Source organism: Amycolatopsis sp. QT-25 (genome assembly GCF_029369745.1).
In the GTDB taxonomy this organism is placed as follows: Bacteria; Actinomycetota; Actinomycetes; order Mycobacteriales; family Pseudonocardiaceae; genus Amycolatopsis.
Window position 1 is genome coordinate 6,744,472 of sequence record NZ_CP120210.1, and the last position, 18,994, is coordinate 6,763,465.

Consider the following 18,994-nt stretch of genomic DNA (forward strand, 5'->3'; position numbering starts at 1 on the left):
ATCCGGAATACTCGACGGTATGACCGAGACGGCCGAACTGGGCGACTTCCTCAAGGCACGCAGGGCCGCGCTGGACCCGGCGGATCTCGGCCTGCCGACGGGGTTCAACCAGCGCCGGGTCGCCGGGCTGCGCCGTGAGGAGCTGGCACAGCTGGCCGGGATCAGCGTCGACTACTACACGCGGCTGGAACAGGGCCGGGCGCGCAACGTGTCCGATTCCGTCCTCGAATCGCTGAGCCGGGCGTTGCGGTTGCACCGCGACGAGGAGACCTACCTGCGCAACCTGGCCGCGCCGAAACGCAAACGCGTCGCGCGACCGAGGGCGCAGCGGATCCGGCCGGAACTCCAGCTGATGATGAACGCCCTCCACTCCCCGGCGTTCGTCTTCGGCCGGTACGGGGACGTGCTGGCCTGGAACGCGCTCGGGGCCGCGCTCACCTTCGACTTCGCCGCGTGCCCGCCCGGCGAGCGGAACATCCCGAGGATGTTCTTCCTCGACGAAAGCGCCCGCGAGATGCACCCCGAGTGGGAAACCGTGGCGAAGGAGGTCGTGGCGAACCTGCGGTCCGAGAGCGGGAAGTACCCGGACGACCCGTACCTCGCCCAGCTGGTCGGCGAACTCTCCCTCGGGAGCGAGGAGTTCCGGAAGCTGTGGGCGAAGCACACGGTGCGCGAGAAGGCGCACGCGTGGAAGGTGATGATCAACCCGATCGTGGGTGAACTCCGGCTGCGTTACGAGACGCTGCGGCTGCCCGCCGATCCGGACCAGGCCCTGGTGATCTACACCGCCGAGCCCGGCTCCGACAGCGAGCGGGCGCTTCGCCTGCTCGCCAGCTGGGTCGCCGATCCCGCACCCGCCTGAGCCCCGGCTCGGCCAGCAAGCCGGTGAAGGACTCCTTCCCTCCCTGAAGCCGCACGACGTCATCGACCGGCGAACAGCCCCGCTCAGCGCGAAACTGTCGGTGGCCGGGGTCATGATGGACCCATGTTGCTCACCGCGGTGGTGACCGCGTCGGCCGAACTGGCCGCCACGAGGTCCAGGAAGGCGAAGATCGCCACCCTGGCCGCGGTGCTGCGCGCCGCGGCCGAGCTGGAGCTGCCCGCGGTCATCGCGTTCCTCACCGGGCAGCCGACGCAGGGCCGCATCGGCGCCGGTTGGCGGACGCTGGCCGAGCTGAAGACCGCCCCGGCCGCCGAGCCGTCGTTGACCGTGGCCGAGGTCGACACGGCACTCGGCACGGTGGGGGCGGCGTCGGGTTCGGGGTCGGTGAAGCTGCGCGCGGACACGCTGCGGACGTTGTTCGGCAAGATGGCCAAGGAGGAGCAGGACTTCCTGATCCGGCTGCTCACCGGCGAGCTGCGGCAGGGCGCGCTCGAAGGGATCATGGTGGACGCCATCGCGGCGGCGTCCGAGATCCCGGCCGAGGACGTCCGGCGGGCGTTCATGCTGTCCGGGCAGCTGCCGGTGACGGGCCTGGCGGCCATGACAGGCGGCCGGGAACGGCTGGCGGAGTTCCGGCTGGCCCTGGGCAGGCCGATCCGGCCGATGCTGGCGTCTCCGGCGGAGTCGCTGGACGAGGCGGTCACCGAGCACGCCGAGGCGATCGTCGAGTACAAAATGGACGGTGCGCGGATCCAGGTCCACCGCGACGGCGACGAGGTGCACATCTACACGCGGACGCTGCGGGAGATCACCGGCAGCGTCGGCGAACTGGTGGCGCTCGTGCGCTCCCTGCCCTGCACGTCGGTGGTGCTCGACGGCGAGACGCTGGCGCTGACCGACGACGGGAGGCCGAGGCCGTTCCAGGAGACGATGAGCCGGTTCGGCAGCAGCCGCGAGGAGCAGGTCAAGGCGCTGCTGCTGCGGCCGTACTTCTTCGACTGCCTGCACCTCGACGGCGTCGACCTGCTGGACGCGCCGCTGTCCGAACGGAACGTCGCCCTCCGGCGGGTGGCGGGTGAGCACGTCATCCCGGGCGAGATCGCGCCCGCCTCGGCCGAAAGCGTGCTCGACGCGGCGATGGCCGCCGGACACGAGGGCGTGATGGTCAAGGACCTCGCGTCGCCGTACGCGGCGGGCCGCCGCGGGCGCGCTTGGCTCAAGGTGAAACCGGTGCACACGATCGACCTGGTCGTCCTCGCCGCGGAATGGGGGAACGGCAGGCGCACCGGCACGCTGTCGAACCTGCATCTCGGCGCCCGTGATCCCGACGGAGGGCCGCCGATCATGGTCGGCAAGACCTTCAAGGGCATGACCGACGAGTTGCTGGCCTGGCAGACGAAGACGTTCCAGGAGATCGAAACCCACCGCACGGACTGGGTGGTGCACGTGCGGCCGGAACTCGTCGTCGAAATCGAACTCGACGGCGCCCAGGTGAGCACGCGGTATCCCGGCGGGCTGGCGCTGCGCTTCGCGCGCGTCGTGCGCTACCGGCCGGACAAGGAGGCCGCCGATGCCGACACCATCGACACCGTGCGCGGCCTCCTCAAACCCGGCAATTAGTCACCTGCTTGCGATCCTTGCGCATGCGAGGACCGCAAGGGGGTGACTACTTGCGTCAGTGGCAGCGGCCGGGAAGTCCTCGCGGCGTTCCGCACCCCCGATCGAGTGGCGGCGTGCGGTGGTGACGGGACGTCTCCACCCGATCACCCATAGGGTAGGTGGAATGCAGGCTTCCAAGATCGCGCGTGCCTGGTTCGGCGCGACGGCGCTGGTGGTGCTCGCCGGGCTCGCCGCCCAGATCCCGGTGTCCGCGGGCACCACCGGCGACACCTTCCACACCCCGGCCGGACGGGTGGCCAACCTGCTGGCCTTCTTCACCATCGACTCGAACATCCTGGTCGGCGTCGGCAGCCTGCTGCTCGCGCTCGGGGTCGCGGGCCGGTCGACGCTGTTCGGCGTGCTGCGGCTGACCGGCCTCGTCGGTATCACCGTGACCGGGGTCGTCTTCCAGGTCGCGCTCGCCGATCTGTACGAACTGCACGGCTGGGCCGTCTTCGCCGACACCATGCTGCACAAGGTGTCGCCGCTGATGTGCGTCGCGGGCTGGCTGCTGTTCGGCCCGCGCGGCCAGTTGTCGTGGCGGGTGCTGTCGTGGTCGCTGCTGTACCCGCTGGGCTGGCTCGCGATCACGCTGGTGCGCGGCGCGGTCATCGGGTTCTACCCGTACCCGTTCGTCGACCCCGGCATCAACAGCTACGGCGGGGTCGCGTTCAACTGCGTCCTGATCGGCGTGCTGTTCCTCGGCCTCGCCGCGGCCGCGGTCGGTTTCGACCGCACGTTCACCCGCAGAGACGAAGTCGACGAGAATGGGGATTGGGAGGGCGGCTCCTCGGTCGAGGGCGGCGGTGGAGGTATGGCCGGCTCAGCCCCGGACCCGGCGGAAGGCGTTGAGCGGATCCGCGACGCCGGCACGTACTAGCGTCCGGACCGCGCCGAGCCGCCGATCCACCGGTTTCCCGGCGGCCACCCGGTGCATCTGCTGGGTGTGCCACTGGATCTCCAGCAGGCTGTCGGCGAGCCGGATGCCGGTCTTCGGGGCCGTGCGCCGGGCGCGGACGTCCTCGCCACCGAGCAGGCGGCCGGGCAACGCCGGGTCGACGATCAGCGGCCTGCCGAGGCCGATCACGTCCAGTGAGCCGGAGCGCAGCGCGTCCGCCATTCCGTGCGGACTGGTGAAGCCGCCGGTGACCATCAGCGCGACATCGGTGATCCGCCGCGCTTTCGCGGCGTAGCCGAGGAAGTAGGCCTCGCGGCTGACGGTGCTGGTCTTGCCGGCCTTGCTTGCCTTGGCGGCGCCCATCATGGCCGCCTTCTCGTAAGTGCCACCGGAGACTTCCAGCAGGTCGATGCCCGCTTCACCCAGTGCGCGGACGACTTCGAGCGATTCCTCCTCGCTGAACCCGCCGCGCTGGAAGTCCGCGCTGTTGAGCTTGACCGCGATCGGCACGGCGTCGCCGACCTCGGCGCGCACCCGGGCGACCACTTCCAGCAGGAACCGGCGCCGCCGGAGGGCATCGCCGCCCCAGCCGTCGGTGCGCCGGTTGGTCAGCGGTGAGAGGAACTGGGAGACCAGGTAGCCGTGCGCGCCGTGGATCTGGACCCCGGCGAACCCGGCGTCGACGACGGTCCGCGCGGCCACGCCGAACCGGTCGATGATCACCTCGATCTCCTCGCCGGTCAGCGCCCGCGGCGTCGCGAACACCGAGCGGATGCCGCGGTCGCCGAAGGGCACCGCCGACGGCGCGACCGGCTGACGGGACAGGAAACGCGGGCTCTGCCTGCCGGGATGGTTGAGCTGGACCCACAACCGGGTCTCGGTTCCGTCCGCCGACCGTGCCCACGGCTCGAACTCGGTCACGTCCGGTTCCCTCGGTACCGCGACGTTGCGCGGTTCGCCGAGCGCGGTCGGATCGACCATGACGTTGCCGGTGATGAGTGTGCCGGCGCCACCACGCGACCATGTCCGGTAGAGCGCGGCCAGTTCGGCGGTCGGCCGGTTGCGGCGGTCGCCGAGTTGCTCGCTCAGCGCGGCCTTGGCCAGCCGGTTCGGCAGGATCGCGCCGCACCGCAGTTTCAGCGGCTCGGCCAGCAGTTCCCTGGGCTCGCTCATCGCGCTCTCTCCCGCCGCTACCTACTGAACAGTATTCCTACTCGAAGTAACTTACTCGCGGTATGTCGACTCCTCAAGGCAAACCGATACTGAAGGGATTGTCGATCGCATAGCGTCACAGGTTGTCCTCACCACGTCGAGCGACGTGGGTGGCGGTCGCCGCGAGATGCCCTTCGATGCCCCAGTCGACGACGAGCAAGACCAGGTCACCGGCCGCGTGCACCTGGCGCGGCGCGACCTTGACGGGCTACCCGAGCGCGAGGATCCCGCCGTTCACCCGTACGCCGTCCCGGCGGACGAACACGGCGTCCGGCTCGTAGACCGGGTCCAGGACGTCGGCGGATCCGGTGGTGAAGGCAGCTTGAAAGACGAAGGGATGCCCGGCGGGGCTGTCCCTGCGGCCGCCGCTGGTCGAGCTGTACCGCTCAGGCTCGGCGCTATCGGCCCTTCAGGCGCGGCGCGATCGGCTCCACCCTCGCGCGCACCTTGATCTCTTCCGCCATCTTCCGTGCCCAAAGCTGCAGGCCGGGGATGTCGATTTCGTGCGGACGGGCCGCGCAGAACGGCTCGAGGTTGTCCGCGCCACGCTCCAGCAGCGAGACGGCGCCGTTGCCGTTCCCCCTGGCCACATGGGTCAGCCCCACGGCGAGCTGCGCGAGGCCACGCCACAGCTCCCGCTCCGGCCCGTCGGTGGATTTCCACGCGTCCTCGAACACCTCGTGGGCATGGAACGGGCGGCCCGCGTCGAGCAGGCGCTGCGCCTCGGAGAGGGTGTCCTCCGGGCTCCGTTCGATGCCCTCGGGCTGGCGCTCGACCCCGTCGGCACCGTACGGGAGCGGCCTGCCGAGGCCGTCTCGCGGGCGGGCGTTACGGGCTCGTCCGGTTTCGTCACGGTCCCGGTCGGTCATGCCGACAGTGTCCCACGCGGGTATCCTGGCACCTCGTGCGCTTTCTCGACGGGCATCGGCCCGCTCACGACCTGACCTACGACGACGTGTTCCTCCTGCCGAACCGGTCGGACGTGGAGTCCCGCTTCGACGTCGACCTGTCCACTGTGGACGGCACCGGCGCGACGATCCCGATCGTGGTGGCCAACATGACCGCCGTCGCCGGTCGCCGGATGGCCGAAACGGTCGCCCGGCGCGGCGGGCTCGTCGTGCTGCCGCAGGACGTCGACGTGGCCGCGGTCGCCGACATCGTCACCTGGGTCAAGAGCCGTCACACCGTGTGGGACACCCCGCTCGTGCTGACCGGCGGGGACGCGGTGGCCGACGCGCTGAACCTGGTCGGCAAACGTGCCCACGGTGCCGTGGTCGTCGTGGACGAAGACGGCAAGCCCGTCGGCGTCGTCGACGAAGCGGCCTGCGCCGGTGTCGACCGCTTCGCGCGGCTCGCCGATGTCGCGGAGCCCGCGATCGTCACGGTGCCCCTGACCACCCCGCCGCGTGAGGTGTTCGAGCGCCTGCACGATCACGGCGGCCGTCTCGCGCTCGGCATCGACGAGCACGGCAGGCTCGCCGGCGTCCTGACCGAGATCGCGGCGCTGCGCGCGGAGATCTACACCCCGGCCGTCGACGACGGCGGCAGCCTGCGCGTCGCCGCCGCGATCGGGGTGAACGGCGACGTCGCGGCGAAGGCGGAGGCCGTCCTCGCGGCGGGCGTCGACGTGCTGGTCGTCGACACCGCGCACGGCCACCAGGAGAAGATGATCGCCGCGCTCAAGGCCGTCCGATCGGTGAACCCGCGGGTCCCGGTGGTCGCCGGGAACGTGGTCACCGCGGAAGGCACCCGTGACCTGATCCACGCGGGCGCGGACGTCGTCAAGGTCGGCGTCGGCCCCGGCGCCATGTGCACGACCCGGATGATGACCGGTGTCGGCCGCCCGCAGTTCTCCGCCGTCGCCGAATGCGCGGCCGCGGCCCGCGAACTGGGCAAACACGTCTGGGCGGACGGCGGCGTGCGGCATCCGCGCGACGTCGCGCTCGCACTGGCCGCCGGCGCGTCCGCGGCCATGGTCGGCTCGTGGTTCGCCGGCACCCACGAATCCCCCGGCGACCTGCGCCACGACGAACAGGGCAAGCCGTACAAGGAATCGTTCGGCATGGCGTCGAAGCGGGCCGTCGGCGCCCGCACGCGCACGGACAACACCTTCGAACGCGCCAAGAAGGGCCTGTTCGAAGAGGGCATCTCGGCGTCGCGAATGGCGCTGGACCCGGCCCGCCCCGGCGTCGAGGACCTGCTCGACTCCATCGGCTCCGGTGTCCGGTCGGCCTGCACGTACGCGGGCGCGCGGACGCTGGAGGAGTTCCACGAGCGCGCGCTGCTGGGGATCCAGTCCGCCGCGGGCTTCGCGGAAGGACGGCCGCTGCCGTCGGGCTGGTGAACCGGCGTGCCCGAAGCACTAGGGTGCACCGGGTGAGACGCCTGAGACGGATCGTGGCGGCGGCGATGGGCGACCGCCGCCACGCGGAAAACGGGGAAATCGCCGCACTGCGGTCCGCGGTCGCGGACCAGGCCGCGGAGATCGAGCGGTTGCGCGCGAGGCTGGAGCACCACACCGCGTGGCTCGAAGATCACGGCAGGGCGTTGCGGGACGGCGACGCGCGCACCGCCACCGTCGAGGCAAGGCAGGCCGCCCTCGACGCACGGCAGGAAGCGCTCGACGGCTGGCTGAAAAGCCACGACACAGCCTTCGCGGGCCTGCACATCCGGATCGGAAACCTCGAAGCCGCGCGAGACGTCCGCACGTTCACGCACTGGCTCGATCAGCACGAACTCGTGGCCACGCCGAAGATTTCGATCGTCCTGCCGACACACGACCGGGCCACGCTGCTGCCGCGCGCCGTCGCTTCGGTGCTGGCCCAGCGTTACGAGAACTGGGAACTGGTGATCGTCGACGACGCCAGTTCGGATGCCACGCCCAAGGTGATCGCCGGTTTCGCAGACCCCCGGATCCGGTCGATCCGGGTCGAACACGGTGGTGTCTGTGCCGCCCGCAACGCCGGGCTGGCCGAGGTCACCGGGGACGTCGTCGCCTACCTCGACGACGACAACACCATGCATCCGTTGTGGCTCAAGGCGTTGGGCTGGGCGTTCGGCGAGCACCCGGAGATCACGGTGGCCTACGGCGGTTTCGTCGTCGACGACATCGGCGGTCTGCCGACGCTGTTCTTGCGGCCCTACGAGCGGGAAATCCTGATACAGGAGAACCTCGCCGACATCGGCGCCGTCGCGCATCGAGCGGGTCTTCCCGAGGCCCGGTTCGACGAGTCGCTGGTCGAGATGGACGACTGGGACCTGCTCCTGGCGTTGACCGCGGACCGCGACCCCTTGGTCGTCCCGGCGATCTCCTGCTACTACACGACGACTTCCGGGGACCGGCTTTCCCACGGGCCGACCTACGACGACGACTTCGCCGCCATCCGCCGCAAGCACGCGGGACCGGAGCACCGACCATGACCGATCCTCGCGCTCGACGCCCGCGACCCCGGCACGATCCGCGAGCTCGCCGCGGCGGGTGAGGTGCCGACGGTGGCGCGCCTGCTCGAAACCAGCGCTTCGGCGACCACGCACATGGCCTTCTTCTCGCCGGCGGGCCCGGTTTCGAACCGGGCGCGAAACCGCCGGACCCGACCGTCGTCGACCTGGGCGCGACGCTTTCGTCCATGCTCGGCGTCGAACTCACCGACGACGTGGGCGGACGGCCGCTTCCCTGGGCGAAGCCGGTCACCTAAGCGCCCGAAGGCTGCGATGAAGGGGTCTTTCCTCGCGAATTTTGCGAGGAAAGACCCCTTCATCGCACGCGCTAGCCGTGGTCCTCCAGCATCTCGGTGACGAGCGCCGCGATCGGCGACCGCTCGGACCGGGTCAACGTGACATGCGCGAACAGCGGATGCCCCTTGAGCTTCTCGATCACCGCCGAAACGCCGTCGTGCCGTCCGACCCGCAGGTTGTCGCGCTGCGCGACGTCATGGGTGAGCACGACCCGCGAGGCCGTGCCGAGCCGCGAAAGCACGGTCAGCAGCACGTTGCGTTCCAAGGACTGCGCCTCGTCCACGATGACGAACGTGTCGTGCAGCGACCGGCCGCGGATGTGGGTCAGCGGGAGCACCTCGAGCATGCCGCGGTCGAAGATTTCGTCGAGGACGTCCTGGCTGACCAGGCCGCCGAGGGTGTCGAACACCGCCTGCGCCCACGGCTGCATCTTCTCGCTCTCGGAACCGGGCAGGTAGCCCAGATCCTGGCCTCCGACCGCGTACACCGGCCGGAACACCACGACCTTGCGGTGCTGGCGGCGTTCCATCACCGATTCCAGGCCCGCGCAGAGCGCGAGCGCCGACTTGCCGGTACCGGCGCGTCCGCCCAGCGAGACGATGCCGACATCGGGGTCCAGCAGGAGATCCAGCGCCACCCGCTGCTCGGCCGACCGCCCGTGCAGGCCGAAGGCCTCCTTGTCACCCCGCACGAGCCGGATCCGCTTGTCCGCGGTGACCCGGCCCAGCGCGCTCGAACTGCCCGCGAGCAGCCTCAGCCCGGTGTGACAGGGCAGTTCACCGACCTCGGGCAGCCCGAATTCCGCCGGATCCACCGAAGACCCGCCGAACAGCGCGTCGACCAGGGTCTGCGGGACGTCCACGTCCGCCATCCCCGTCCAGCCCGAGGGCGTCACCTCCTGCGCGCGGTACTCGTCGGCCTCGAGACCGACGGCGCCCGCCTTGACGCGCAGGGGGATGTCCTTGGTCACCAGCGTGACCGACGCGCGTTCCGCCGCCAGGTTGAGCGCACAGGCGAGGATGCGGTGGTCGTTGGAGTCGGTGCGGAAGCCGACCGGGAGCACCGTGGGATCGGAGTGGTTCAACTCCACCTGCAGGGTGCCGCCGTGCTCACCGATCGGGATCGGCGCGTCGAGCCTGCCGTGCTGACGACGCAGGTCGTCGAGCATGCGAAGCGCTTCGCGCGCGAACCATCCCAGTTCGGGATGGTGACGTTTCGCCTCCAGTTCACTGATGACGACCAGCGGAAGCACGACCGCGTGTTCGGCGAACCGAGTCACCGACCAGGGGTCAGAGAGCAGGACCGACGTGTCGAGCACGTAAGTGGACCGCTGGGATTCGGGCGAGATCGAGGCTTTCTCCGGGCCAGAGGCACCGGTCGAAGAACGGCCAGAGGCCTTGCGGGGTGAACGCTGCGCAGTCACGACGGCATCTCCCTCGTGGGCGTGGCACCACGCCCGCACTCGCTGGGCCGGGCACTTCCCTGGCCAACCGTGCCTTCCGACGCTGTCACGTCAGTCGGCGCGGCCACGAGGGCCGGGTGCCGGCCCCCTCGCGCATCCACTGGGCGGCTGTGCCGCCCTGTCGACTACCGCCACGACCAGGGCCTCCCGTGAGAGTCCGCATGGGACGCGAACCCTCACTTCCGGAAGGTACCGGCGTCCGGCCGATCGCGCAGGCAGCCACCACGGTGATTCGCCAAACCGTCATCTCACTGTCGGTCGCGCGACATCGACGCCCGGTCACCATCACGACGAGTAGTGATGATCTCCCTTCGAAGACGCTCGCCGATGCGGCCTAAATGGACCTGAAGGGGTCTGAAGGGGTCTGAAGGGGTTTGAAGGGATCGAAAGTCTTACCACTCTTGGTAGCGGCCTGCCCGTTCCGATCGGGACAGAGAACCGGACCGAGTGAACAGGACCCTGTTCGCCTCACACAATGGGCTGACGAGCAGGTCACGACTTTCGGCTATCCAGTACTTTCTCACCCGCAGGGCACCCCCACCGGATTCAGGTGCCCCGATAACTGAATATCTTCACCAAGGAGTGTGCGAAGTACTGAAGAAGGCAGGTTTCGTTCCGCCGTCGCCGCGGGCATCGGACCCGACGTTCGGCGGGGCCGACCACCCCTTCCTCGGGGGAGATGGTGCGCTGGGTCACCGTGCGGCTTCGCTGGTCGCCGACGTCTGCACGGGCGTCGCCACCACGCCGGTCTCGACCCTCCACTCGCTGGAGCACCATCGCCCCTGATCTTCAGCGTGGAAGACGAAGGCCCCGGAGTGCACGCCGGGGCCTTCGTCCTGTCGCGGGTCAGGAACCGAAGCGCCGGTGCCGCCACGCGTAATCACGCATGGCACGCAGGAAATCGACCCGGCGGAACGCGGGCCAATAAGCCTCGGTGAACCAGAATTCCGAATGCGCCGATTGCCAGAGCAGGAATCCGGAAAGCCGCTGTTCCCCCGAGGTGCGGATGATCAGGTCCGGATCCGGCTGACCGGAGGTGTACATGTGTTCGGAAATGTGATCGACGTCCAGGATCTTCGCGAGCTCACGGATCGAGGTGCCCTCGTCGGCGTGCTGGAGCAGCAGTTTGCGGACCGCGTCGGCGATCTCCTGACGCCCTCCGTAACCGACCGCGACGTTGACCTCCATCCCGGAGCGCCCCTCGGTGCGCTCCGCGGCCCCGCTGAGCGCCTTCGCGACCTCCGGGGGAAGCAGGTCGAGGGCACCCACGATGCGGAGCCGCCAGGGCGTGTGCGGTGCGGCGAGTTCGTCGGTGACGTCGGTGATGATCTTCAGCAGGGGACTCAGTTCCTCGGCCGCGCGGCCGAGGTTGTCGGTCGAGAGCAGCCACATGGTGACGACCTCGACGTCGGCCTCGTTGCACCAGCTCAGGAAGTCGGCGATCTTCTTGGCGCCCGCCCGATGCCCGTCGGCGACGTCGGTGAAGCCCGCTTCGCGCGCCCAGCGGCGGTTGCCGTCCAGCATGATGGCGATGTGGCGTGGATGGCGCCCCTTGGCCTGCTGGATCAGGCGCCTGCCGTAGGCGCTGTACACGACGTCTGACAAGAAGGACCGAAGACTCACGCCACTGGAGGGTAGTCACCCCGCGGGCCTCAGTGGGACGCGCCACGGACACTGGCGAAAAACCTACGGTGCCGTAACCTGGGAGGAGTGAGCGTAGAGTCCGAACAGCAGCCGTCCGGCCCCGCGCCCGTGGTGGACACCCGTCCTCGGTTGAGGGGGCACATCCACTTCTGGTCCTTCTTCGTCGCGGTCGCCGGCGCGGTGGTCCTGATCAGTCTCGCCGCGTCCACCGTGTCGCCTCTGGCCGCTTTGTCCACTTCGGTCTACGGGCTGACCGTGCTCGGCCTCTTCGGCGTCAGCGCGCTGTACCACCGTCGCTTGTGGAGCCCACGAGCGTACGAATGGATGAAGCGCGCCGACCATTCGATGATCTTCCTGTTCATCGCCGGTACCTACACGCCGTTCACCCTCCTGGCGATGTCCCAGCCGACCGGGTACATCGTGCTGGCGATCGTCTGGGGCGGCGCCATCGGCGGCGTCACCCTGAAGATGCTGTGGCCGAACGCGCCCCGCTGGCTGGGCGTGCCGATCTACATCGCACTGGGCTGGGTCGCCGTCTTCGTCCTGCCCGAGCTGGGTGCCCACGCCGGTGTCCCCGCACTCGTCCTCCTCTGCGTCGGCGGGCTGTTCTACACGCTGGGCGCGGTGTTCTACGCGGTCAAGTGGCCGAACCATTTCCCGGAAACCTTCGGCTACCACGAGTACTTCCACGCCTGCACGGTCCTTGCGGCTGTTTCGCACTACGTGGCGATCTGGCTGGCGATGTACTCCTAACCGCGTGGTACCACTGCTCGCCTGAGGTACAGGAAGGGGCCTCCTGTACCTGGCGACCAGGACGGACACACACGTGTTCCCTCTGGCACAAGAAAGTGCCTTCTTCCGCGCCCTCGCCGCACGAGCCATGCTCACCATCATGGCCAAGAACGCACCACCCCGCCCCCTCGACGACGCGGCCCTCAGCGGCTTCCTCGCCGAGCACGCCTTCGGCGCCCTCGCGACCCTCAAGCGCGACGGCCGCCCTCACCTCTCCACGGTCGTCTACACGTGGGATCCCGAGGCGCGCGAGATCCGGATCAGCACGACCGAAGACCGTCTCAAGGTCGAACAGCTTCGCGACGACCCCACCGCATCCCTCTACGTCTCCAGTGCCGACCACTGGAAATTCGCGGTCGCGGAAGGAAAAGCGGAACTCTCCGAAGTCACCCGGACACCCGGCGACACGGCCGGGCTCGCGTATCTCGCCGCACAGCGCCAAAAACCTGAGAACGAAGCGGAGTTCCTCGAGACCATCGCCGCCGAACGAAGGCTCTACATCACCCTGAAAACCGACAGACTCTATGGAACGGCCCTCGACATCGCTTAACGTGCACCTGGAAAAGCCAGGTGAGGAGACGCCCGATGTGGGAAAAGCGGATGGAGTGGCCGCTCAACGCCGCCGCCGTACTGTTCCTGGCGGCCTACGCGTGGCCGATCCTCCAACCCTCGCTCGGCCACACCGGCCGGGTCTGCTGCGAGGTCGTCACCTGGGTCGCTTGGGCGGTCTTCGCCCTGGACTACGGCGTTCGCCTCAAGCACGCCAAGGACAAGCGGGACTTCCTCGAGAAGAACATCTTCGATCTGCTGATCATCGTGCTCCCGCTCATCCGGCAGCTGCGGCTGCTCCGGCTGGTCACGGTGCTCAACGTCCTCAACCGCAACGCCGGTCTGTCGTTGCGCGGCCGCGTCGTGGTCTACACGGTGGGCGCGACGGCGCTCGTCGTGTTCTGTTCGGCGCTGGCCGTGCTCGACGCCGAACGCACACAGGCGGACGCGCCGATCACCGACTTCCCGGACGCGGTGTGGTGGTCGATCACGACGATCACCACGGTCGGTTACGGCGACCGCTATCCCGTCAGCGGGACCGGCCGGATCGTCGCGGTCGGGCTGATGGTGGCCGGGATCGCCCTGCTCGGCGTGGTCACCGCGACGCTGGCGTCGTGGCTCATCCGCCGAGTGACCGAAGCCGACGAGAACGCGCAGGCCGTGACCCGCGAGCATCTCGACGAGCTGACCCGCGAAGTCAAGGCGTTGCGGGCCGAGCTCGCCGAGCAGCGCGCCGGAGTCAGTCCCGCAGCATCGGAGCCGCTAGGTACTGCTCGGGGATAGCGAAGGCGTCCACGAGCGTCCGCGCGTGCGGGCGCAGGTCGGCGCACAGGGCGTTCACCGCGGCGGTGACCGCCTTCGAGCGCCCGGAGGTCAGGCGTCCGTGTTCCAGGAACCAGCCGCGATCCGCCTCGATGTTCGCGAGCGCGTAGAGATCGCACACCCGCTCCAGCAGCTCGCGGGCATCGGTGTCGGCGCAGCGTTCGATGGCGTCGATGAACGCTTCCAGCACCACCCGGTCGACGTGCGCGCGCCCGGCGCGCAGTACATGGTCTTGCGCGTCGTTGAAGACGCCGAACGGATCCGAACCTGCCTTACGCAGGCGCTGCGCGACACCGCCGAGTACATGCTCTTCGCGGTCTTCGAACAGCTTCAACTGCCACTCACGCGAGTACAGCACGTCGCCGTCGTCGGCCTCGGTGAGCCGTTCGACGACCTTGCGCGCGGACGTCCGCTCGATCACGGCCCCGACGAGCTGCTCCGCCACGAACCGCGCGGTCGCGAGCGGGCTGAGGTCCTCGAATTGCTCCTTGTAGCTGGTCAGTAAGCCCTTCGCCACCAGCTGCAGCAGCACGGTGTTGTCGCCCTCGAAGGTGGTGAAGACGTCCGTGTCGGCCTTCAACCCGGGAAGCAGGTTCTCGGAGAGGTAGCCGGAACCGCCGCAAGCCTCGCGGGCGGCCTGGATGGCCGCCGTCGCGTGCCAGGTCGAGACGGCCTTGATCCCGGCCGCACGCGATTCCAGCTCTCGCTGCTCTTCTTCCGGCGCGTCCTCGGCGATGTCGTTCAGCTTCGAGACGAGTGCTTCCTGCGCGAAGTGCAGGGCGTACGACGTCGCCAGCGCGGGCAGCAGTTTCCGTTGGTGGGCGCGGTAGTCGAGGATCACGACCTCCTCCCCGTCGGGCCGCGCGAACTGTCGCCGCTGCTCGCCGTACCGGATGGCCAGTGCGAGCGCGCGTTTCGTCGCGCTGCCGGCGCTGCCCGCCACGCTGACCCGGCCGCGGATGAGGGTGCCGAGCATCGTGAAGAACCGGCGGCCGTCGCTTTCGATCGGGCTGCTGTAGGTGCCGTCCTCGGCGACGTCACCGAAGCGGTTGAGCAGCGCCTCGCGCGGAACCCGCACCTGGGTGAAGGTGAGTCGTCCGTTGTCGACGCCGTTGAGGCCCGCCTTGCGGCCACAGTCCTCGATCTCGACGCCGCTCGCGTTCTCCCCGCGGATCGGCACGAGGAAAGCGTGCACGCCACGCGATTCGCCGCCGGTGATCAACTGCGCGAACACCACCGCGACTTCGCCGTCGCGGGCGGCGTTGCCGATGTACTCCTTCATCGCGCCCCGGTCCGGCGTGTGCACGACGAACTCACGGGTGGCCGGATCGTAGGTCGCGGTGGTGCGCAGCTGCTGGACGTCCGAGCCGTGGCCGTGCTCGGTCATCGCGAAGCAGCCCAGCAGCTCCAGGTCCTTGATCTTCCGCAGGTAACGCTCGTGGTGGCGTTCGGTGCCGAGCAGCTGCACCGCCCCGCCGAACAGACCCCATTGGACACCGGCCTTGACCATCAGCGAGAGGTCGCCGAAACCGAGCATCTCGAACGACATCACCGAGCCGCCGACGTCACCGCCACCACCGTGCGCCGGATCGAAGCCGAGCCCCGGCCGGTCGGTACGGGTGAGGAGGCGCAGCCATTCGAGCACCTGGGCGCGGTGCGCTTCGACGCCGAGGTCGACAGGGTCCTTGAAGTCCTCCGCCGCCATCTGCGCGCGCACCGCGCGGCGGAGTTCGGCCCACCGTCCATCGAGGACGGTGGTCAGCGCGTCCGGGTCGATCTTCGCGGGAAGTCCTGGTGTGTCCACGATTCCTCCGATGCGGTGCGGTCTGCGTTCAGCCTGCCGCACCGCATCGGGGGCCGCAGCACGAATCGGAGCGGTCTCCCGATGCTCGCCCCGTTCTCGAACCGCAGGTCATCGCCGTGCTCAGGACGTTTTCCGTGTTCGCGACGCCATCGAAGCGGCCGGCGCTCACCCGCGGCCCTCGAACGTGTGAGTTGGGCGACTCTCTTCGGGGCGGACCGCGGAATCCCCCGGCCTCAGGAAAGGTCCGGTCCCTGCGAGCGGAGATCGTCCACTTTGGTCATCGCCTCCCGCAGCTCGGCGAGCCAGGCGTCCGCGTGTTCCCCGACCAGCCGGACGGCCCAGGCCAGCGCCTCCGACCGCGACCGCGCGACGCCCGCGTCGACGAGGGTGTCGAGGACGAGGCGTTCCGGCTGCCGCAGCCTGGTCATGACCGGCGCCGAATGCGTGGTGAACAGGTGCCTCGTGCCACCGAGGCGCGCCCCCCAGGCGACCTTGCGCTGATACCGGTGCTCGGCCTGGCGCGCGATCTCGATCCGCTCGTCGCGGGTCTCCTCGCGGAACCGGCTGATCCGGCCGTCCTCGGCCGCCGCGCGGGCGGCAGCGTCGGCAGTGTCGGCGTGGTCGCCGGTGAGCGGCTGGAGTTCGCCGACGATGACGATCTCTTCCCGATCCACCGTGACCTCGGGATCCCCGGTGAACCAGCCGTCCGGGAGCCGCCCGCCGAACCACGCGGCGGCGTCGTCCGCCGAGGGGATGTCCGCCTGCTGCCAGCCGCCCCGGCCCTTCCAGCCACTTCGTCCCATGTGTCTCGCCGTCCTGACGTAGGTGTACATGCTCGCCTCCGCGATTACATGATTACAACGCTACCGACGCTACGCGCGCAACAGCCGATGTTCCGTTTTGTTCTCCCCCGGCGAAAATCCGAGGCAACCTGACGACCGGCGCGGACGTGTTCCCACCAGCGGTCGACAGGGAAGGGGAACCCCATGCTGAAGAAGGTCGTGCTCGGCGCTCTCGTGCTCGGAGCGGCCCAACTGGCGATGATCGCGCCCGCCACGGCGGCCACCGATCCCAGTTGGTACCTCGGCCCGGGTGAAGTGGGGCCCGGTGCGCAGATCTACGCCGAGACCAGAGCCGGCGCGGGCGGCTGCACGCCGAAGGGACCGGTGACCTCGTCGGGTCTCGCCGAGCCGATCACGTGGACCATCGGCGGGAACTTCGGGAAGTACGGCGGTTACGGGCGGGTGGTGAAGACTCCCGGCGAGTACGTCGCGACCCTCACCTGCTCCGACGGCCGGAAGTCGACCCGGCCGTTCACGGTGACCGGTGTTCCGCCTGCCACCACGACGAAGCCACCGACATCCACGAAACCACCGAAGCCACCAAAGCCATCGAAGCCATCGAAGCCATCGAAGCCGACGAAGTCCGCCACGACCGAACCGAAGGCACCGCAGGTCGCGGTGAAACCGGCGGGGGCTCCGCAGACCGGCGGCGGCGCCTTCGGCCCTATGGCGTGGGATTGGTGAGTTGAGCGCGCAGGTCCTCGGCGGTGGTGACCGGGCGTTCGCAGACATAGCCGCGGCACACGTACGCGGCGGCGGCGCCCGCCACCAGCGGCCGGTCGGCGAGCAGCGGCACCCCCTCGGCGTCCGGGACCCCGCTCACGACGACGGCGCCGTCCGGTGCCGACGCGACGGCCGCGGCCAGCAGGTCCTCGCGTGAAGCGGGATCCGGCCCGACGACGGCCACCTGCACGGGACCGGCGGCGGCCGCCTCGGCGACGGTGAGCCAATGCCCGGCGAACCGCGGCGCGTGGGCGGCGAGCCGTCCCGCACGGGCCAGCGCCTGCTCGGCCGCCTCGCGGTAGCGGCCCACCTGCTCGTGCCCCGCCAGCACGGACGCGGTCAACAACGCGTTCGCCAGCGCCGAAGCCCCCGACGGGCTCGCGTTGTCGGTCGGGTCGGAGGGCCGCTGCACCAGCACTTCCGCGTCGTCGGCGGTGTCGTAGTAGGCACCCGGCGAGTCCGGGACACCGAAGTGGGCCAAGGCGAGGTCCAGCAAGGTGACCGCGTCGGCCAGCCAGCGCGGCTCGCCGGTCGCCTGATGGAGTTCGAGCAGCCCCTCGGCGAGACACGCGTAGTCCTCCAGCACTCCAGCCGTCGTGCCGACGACGCCGTCGCGCGAGGTCCGGCGCAGCCGTCCGGCCACGAAATGGGTGTCCATCAGGAAAGCCGCGGCACGAGCCGCCGCATCGATCCAGTGTGGACGATCCAGCCGCGAACCCGCTTTGGCGAGCGCACCGATCGCGAGCCCGTTCCACGCGGCGATGACCTTGTCGTCGCGGGCGGGCTGAGGACGCTCGTTTCGCGCCGTCAGCAGTGTGCGTCGCACCCGCTCATAACGTTCGACGTCCTCGGGGTGCGGCTCACGCAGCCGCAGAGTCGACGCGCCGTGCTCGAAGTTGCCCCGTTCGGTGACCTGGAACAGTCCGGCGGCCCAAGCGCCGTCCTCCTCGCCGAGTACTTCGGCGAGTTGCGCGGGAGTCCACACATAGGTGAGCCCCTCGACGCCGTCGGTGTCCGCGTCGAGCGAAGCGGCGAAGCCTCCTTCGGCCGTCCCGAGGTCGCGCAGCAGGAACTCCGCGGTCTCTTCGACGGTCCGCCGCGCGTAGTCATACCCGGTCACACCGTGGAACTGTGCGTAGAAACGCAGAAGCAACCCGTTGTCGTACAGCATCTTCTCGAAGTGCGGCACTTCCCAGCGCGGGTCGACGGAGTACCGCGCGAACCCGCCGGCGAGCTGATCATCGAGCCCGCCGAGCGCCATCGCCTCCGCCGTGTGCCGCACCGGGGAGAGATCGGCGCCGGTGCGCTCGTGGTGCCGGAGCAGGAAGTTCAACGCCATCGTCGGCGGGAACTTGGGCGCTCCGCCGAATCCGCCATTCGCGGCGTCGTAATCCTTGCGCAGCGAAGCGACCGCGGCTTCCAGCGCCGCGCCGTCCACGACGGACTCCGGCAGCGGTCCGCTCTTCTCCGTGAGGTGGGCGATGATCTGCCGGGCGCCGGAGCGCAGGTCGTCCGGGCGCTCACCCCAGGCTTCGGCGACCGCGACGAGCAGCTGCGAGAACGACGGCATCCCCGGCCGCGGCGACGGCGGGTAGTAGGTGCCGCAATGGAACGGCTCACCCTCCGGGGTCAGGAAACACGTCATCGGCCAGCCACCCTGACCGGTCATCGCCTGCGTGGCCGCCATGTACACCGAGTCGATGTCCGGCCGCTCCTCGCGGTCCACCTTGATGTTGACGAAGTTCGCGTTCATCAGCGTGGCGGTGGCCTCGTCCTCGAACGACTCGTGCGCCATGACGTGGCACCAGTGACAGGCCGCGTAGCCGACCGAAAGCAGGATCGGCACGTTCCGCCGTTTCGCCTCGGCCAGCGCCTCTTCACCCCACGGCCACCAGTCCACCGGGTTCTCGGCGTGCTGCAGCAGGTACGGACTGGTCGCGGCCTTCAGGCGATTCGACATGTCACCAGG

Annotated in this window: 17 protein-coding genes; 10 read left to right on the top strand and 7 right to left on the bottom strand. The window is 69.5% G+C overall.

The annotated features are described in order from the left end of the window. Positions 1-19: 19 nt before the first annotated feature. The 3 genes from P3102_RS31460 to P3102_RS31470 all read left to right on the top strand — a co-directional run bounded on the left by P3102_RS31460 (position 20) and on the right by P3102_RS31470 (position 3,422). A complete protein-coding gene (locus tag P3102_RS31460; protein ID WP_276364116.1) occupies positions 20-862 on the top strand; it encodes a helix-turn-helix transcriptional regulator in 843 nt (280 codons plus the stop codon). 123 nt (positions 863-985) lie between these two features. Further along, a complete protein-coding gene (locus P3102_RS31465; protein WP_276364118.1) occupies positions 986-2,503 on the top strand; it encodes an ATP-dependent DNA ligase in 1,518 nt (505 codons plus the stop codon). A gap of 163 nt (positions 2,504-2,666) precedes the next feature. Next, complete coding sequence (locus P3102_RS31470; protein ID WP_276364119.1) at positions 2,667-3,422, top strand: Pr6Pr family membrane protein; 756 nt, start codon at positions 2,667-2,669, stop codon at positions 3,420-3,422. On the opposite strand, the gene P3102_RS31475 is transcribed toward P3102_RS31470, so the two are convergent. Together P3102_RS31475 and P3102_RS31480 are read right to left on the bottom strand one after the other, a co-directional pair. Beyond that, positions 3,366-4,613 (bottom strand): NADH:flavin oxidoreductase/NADH oxidase family protein, encoded by a 1,248-nt coding sequence (locus P3102_RS31475; RefSeq protein ID WP_276364121.1) that lies wholly within the window; start codon positions 4,611-4,613, stop codon positions 3,366-3,368. The two genes, P3102_RS31470 and P3102_RS31475, sit on opposite strands and share 57 nt — an antisense overlap. A gap of 437 nt (positions 4,614-5,050) precedes the next feature. After that, a complete protein-coding gene (locus P3102_RS31480) occupies positions 5,051-5,521 on the bottom strand; it encodes a DUF309 domain-containing protein (protein WP_276364123.1) in 471 nt (156 codons plus the stop codon). Positions 5,522-5,556: 35 nt separating this feature from the next. On the opposite strand from P3102_RS31480, the gene P3102_RS31485 reads away from it, so the two are divergent. Both P3102_RS31485 and P3102_RS31490 read left to right on the top strand, forming a co-directional pair. Then, positions 5,557-6,996, top strand: a complete 1,440-nt coding sequence (locus P3102_RS31485; RefSeq protein ID WP_276364124.1) for a GuaB1 family IMP dehydrogenase-related protein — start codon at positions 5,557-5,559, stop codon at positions 6,994-6,996. Positions 6,997-7,028: 32 nt separating this feature from the next. Continuing rightward, the gene (locus tag P3102_RS31490; protein WP_276364126.1) at positions 7,029-8,072 is read left to right on the top strand and encodes a glycosyltransferase family A protein; all 1,044 of its coding nucleotides are present in this window, start codon (positions 7,029-7,031) and stop codon (positions 8,070-8,072) included. 346 nt (positions 8,073-8,418) lie between these two features. Here P3102_RS31490 and P3102_RS31495 read toward each other — a convergent pair whose 3' ends face one another. Continuing rightward, positions 8,419-9,705: a PhoH family protein gene (locus tag P3102_RS31495; protein ID WP_276371446.1), complete on the bottom strand. Its 1,287-nt coding sequence runs from the start codon at positions 9,703-9,705 to the stop codon at positions 8,419-8,421. A 726-nt stretch (positions 9,706-10,431) separates the two neighbouring features. Between P3102_RS31495 and P3102_RS31500 the strand changes: the two genes are divergently transcribed. Next, on the top strand, positions 10,432-10,635 hold the full coding sequence (locus tag P3102_RS31500; protein ID WP_276364127.1) for a hypothetical protein: 204 nt from the start codon (positions 10,432-10,434) through the stop codon (positions 10,633-10,635). A 60-nt stretch (positions 10,636-10,695) separates the two neighbouring features. On the opposite strand, the gene P3102_RS31505 is transcribed toward P3102_RS31500, so the two are convergent. Next, the gene (locus tag P3102_RS31505) at positions 10,696-11,472 is read right to left on the bottom strand and encodes an isoprenyl transferase (protein ID WP_276364129.1); all 777 of its coding nucleotides are present in this window, start codon (positions 11,470-11,472) and stop codon (positions 10,696-10,698) included. A 132-nt stretch (positions 11,473-11,604) separates the two neighbouring features. Between P3102_RS31505 and P3102_RS31510 the strand changes: the two genes are divergently transcribed. From P3102_RS31510 to P3102_RS31520, 3 genes are all read left to right on the top strand, one after another. After that, positions 11,605-12,246 carry a hemolysin III family protein gene (locus P3102_RS31510; RefSeq protein ID WP_276371448.1) on the top strand — a complete coding sequence of 214 codons (642 nt, stop codon included), beginning with the start codon at positions 11,605-11,607 and terminating at the stop codon, positions 12,244-12,246. 139 nt (positions 12,247-12,385) lie between these two features. Continuing rightward, on the top strand, positions 12,386-12,835 hold the full coding sequence (locus tag P3102_RS31515; RefSeq protein WP_276364130.1) for a TIGR03618 family F420-dependent PPOX class oxidoreductase: 450 nt from the start codon (positions 12,386-12,388) through the stop codon (positions 12,833-12,835). A gap of 35 nt (positions 12,836-12,870) precedes the next feature. Beyond that, positions 12,871-13,617, top strand: coding sequence for a potassium channel family protein (locus tag P3102_RS31520; protein ID WP_276364132.1), 747 nt, complete (start codon positions 12,871-12,873; stop codon positions 13,615-13,617). On the opposite strand, the gene P3102_RS31525 is transcribed toward P3102_RS31520, so the two are convergent. Then, positions 13,574-15,460 carry an acyl-CoA dehydrogenase gene (locus tag P3102_RS31525; RefSeq protein ID WP_276364133.1) on the bottom strand — a complete coding sequence of 629 codons (1,887 nt, stop codon included), beginning with the start codon at positions 15,458-15,460 and terminating at the stop codon, positions 13,574-13,576. The two genes, P3102_RS31520 and P3102_RS31525, sit on opposite strands and share 44 nt — an antisense overlap. 233 nt (positions 15,461-15,693) lie before the next feature. Further along, positions 15,694-16,263: a hypothetical protein gene (locus P3102_RS31530; RefSeq protein ID WP_276371449.1), complete on the bottom strand. Its 570-nt coding sequence runs from the start codon at positions 16,261-16,263 to the stop codon at positions 15,694-15,696. A gap of 183 nt (positions 16,264-16,446) precedes the next feature. On the opposite strand from P3102_RS31530, the gene P3102_RS31535 reads away from it, so the two are divergent. Beyond that, positions 16,447-16,986 carry a hypothetical protein gene (locus P3102_RS31535; RefSeq protein ID WP_276364135.1) on the top strand — a complete coding sequence of 180 codons (540 nt, stop codon included), beginning with the start codon at positions 16,447-16,449 and terminating at the stop codon, positions 16,984-16,986. On the opposite strand, the gene P3102_RS31540 is transcribed toward P3102_RS31535, so the two are convergent. Then, on the bottom strand, positions 16,967-18,985 hold the full coding sequence (locus P3102_RS31540) for a thioredoxin domain-containing protein (protein ID WP_276364136.1): 2,019 nt from the start codon (positions 18,983-18,985) through the stop codon (positions 16,967-16,969). The two genes, P3102_RS31535 and P3102_RS31540, sit on opposite strands and share 20 nt — an antisense overlap. Positions 18,986-18,994 lie beyond the last annotated feature (9 nt).

Excerpts from the sequence above, each read along its gene's own strand:
- P3102_RS31460 (WP_276364116.1), top strand. The coding sequence starts at position 20 with ATGACCGAGACGGCCGAACTGGGCGACTTCCTCAAGGCACGCAGGGCC.
- P3102_RS31465 (WP_276364118.1), top strand. The coding sequence starts at position 986 with ATGTTGCTCACCGCGGTGGTGACCGCGTCGGCCGAACTGGCCGCCACG.
- P3102_RS31470 (WP_276364119.1), top strand. The coding sequence starts at position 2,667 with ATGCAGGCTTCCAAGATCGCGCGTGCCTGGTTCGGCGCGACGGCGCTG.
- P3102_RS31475 (WP_276364121.1), bottom strand. The coding sequence starts at position 4,613 with ATGAGCGAGCCCAGGGAACTGCTGGCCGAGCCGCTGAAACTGCGGTGC.
- P3102_RS31480 (WP_276364123.1), bottom strand. The coding sequence starts at position 5,521 with ATGACCGACCGGGACCGTGACGAAACCGGACGAGCCCGTAACGCCCGC.
- P3102_RS31515 (WP_276364130.1), top strand. The coding sequence starts at position 12,386 with ATGGCCAAGAACGCACCACCCCGCCCCCTCGACGACGCGGCCCTCAGC.
- P3102_RS31520 (WP_276364132.1), top strand. The coding sequence starts at position 12,871 with ATGTGGGAAAAGCGGATGGAGTGGCCGCTCAACGCCGCCGCCGTACTG.
- P3102_RS31530 (WP_276371449.1), bottom strand. The coding sequence starts at position 16,263 with ATGGGACGAAGTGGCTGGAAGGGCCGGGGCGGCTGGCAGCAGGCGGAC.
- P3102_RS31535 (WP_276364135.1), top strand. The coding sequence starts at position 16,447 with ATGCTGAAGAAGGTCGTGCTCGGCGCTCTCGTGCTCGGAGCGGCCCAA.
- P3102_RS31540 (WP_276364136.1), bottom strand. The coding sequence starts at position 18,985 with ATGTCGAATCGCCTGAAGGCCGCGACCAGTCCGTACCTGCTGCAGCAC.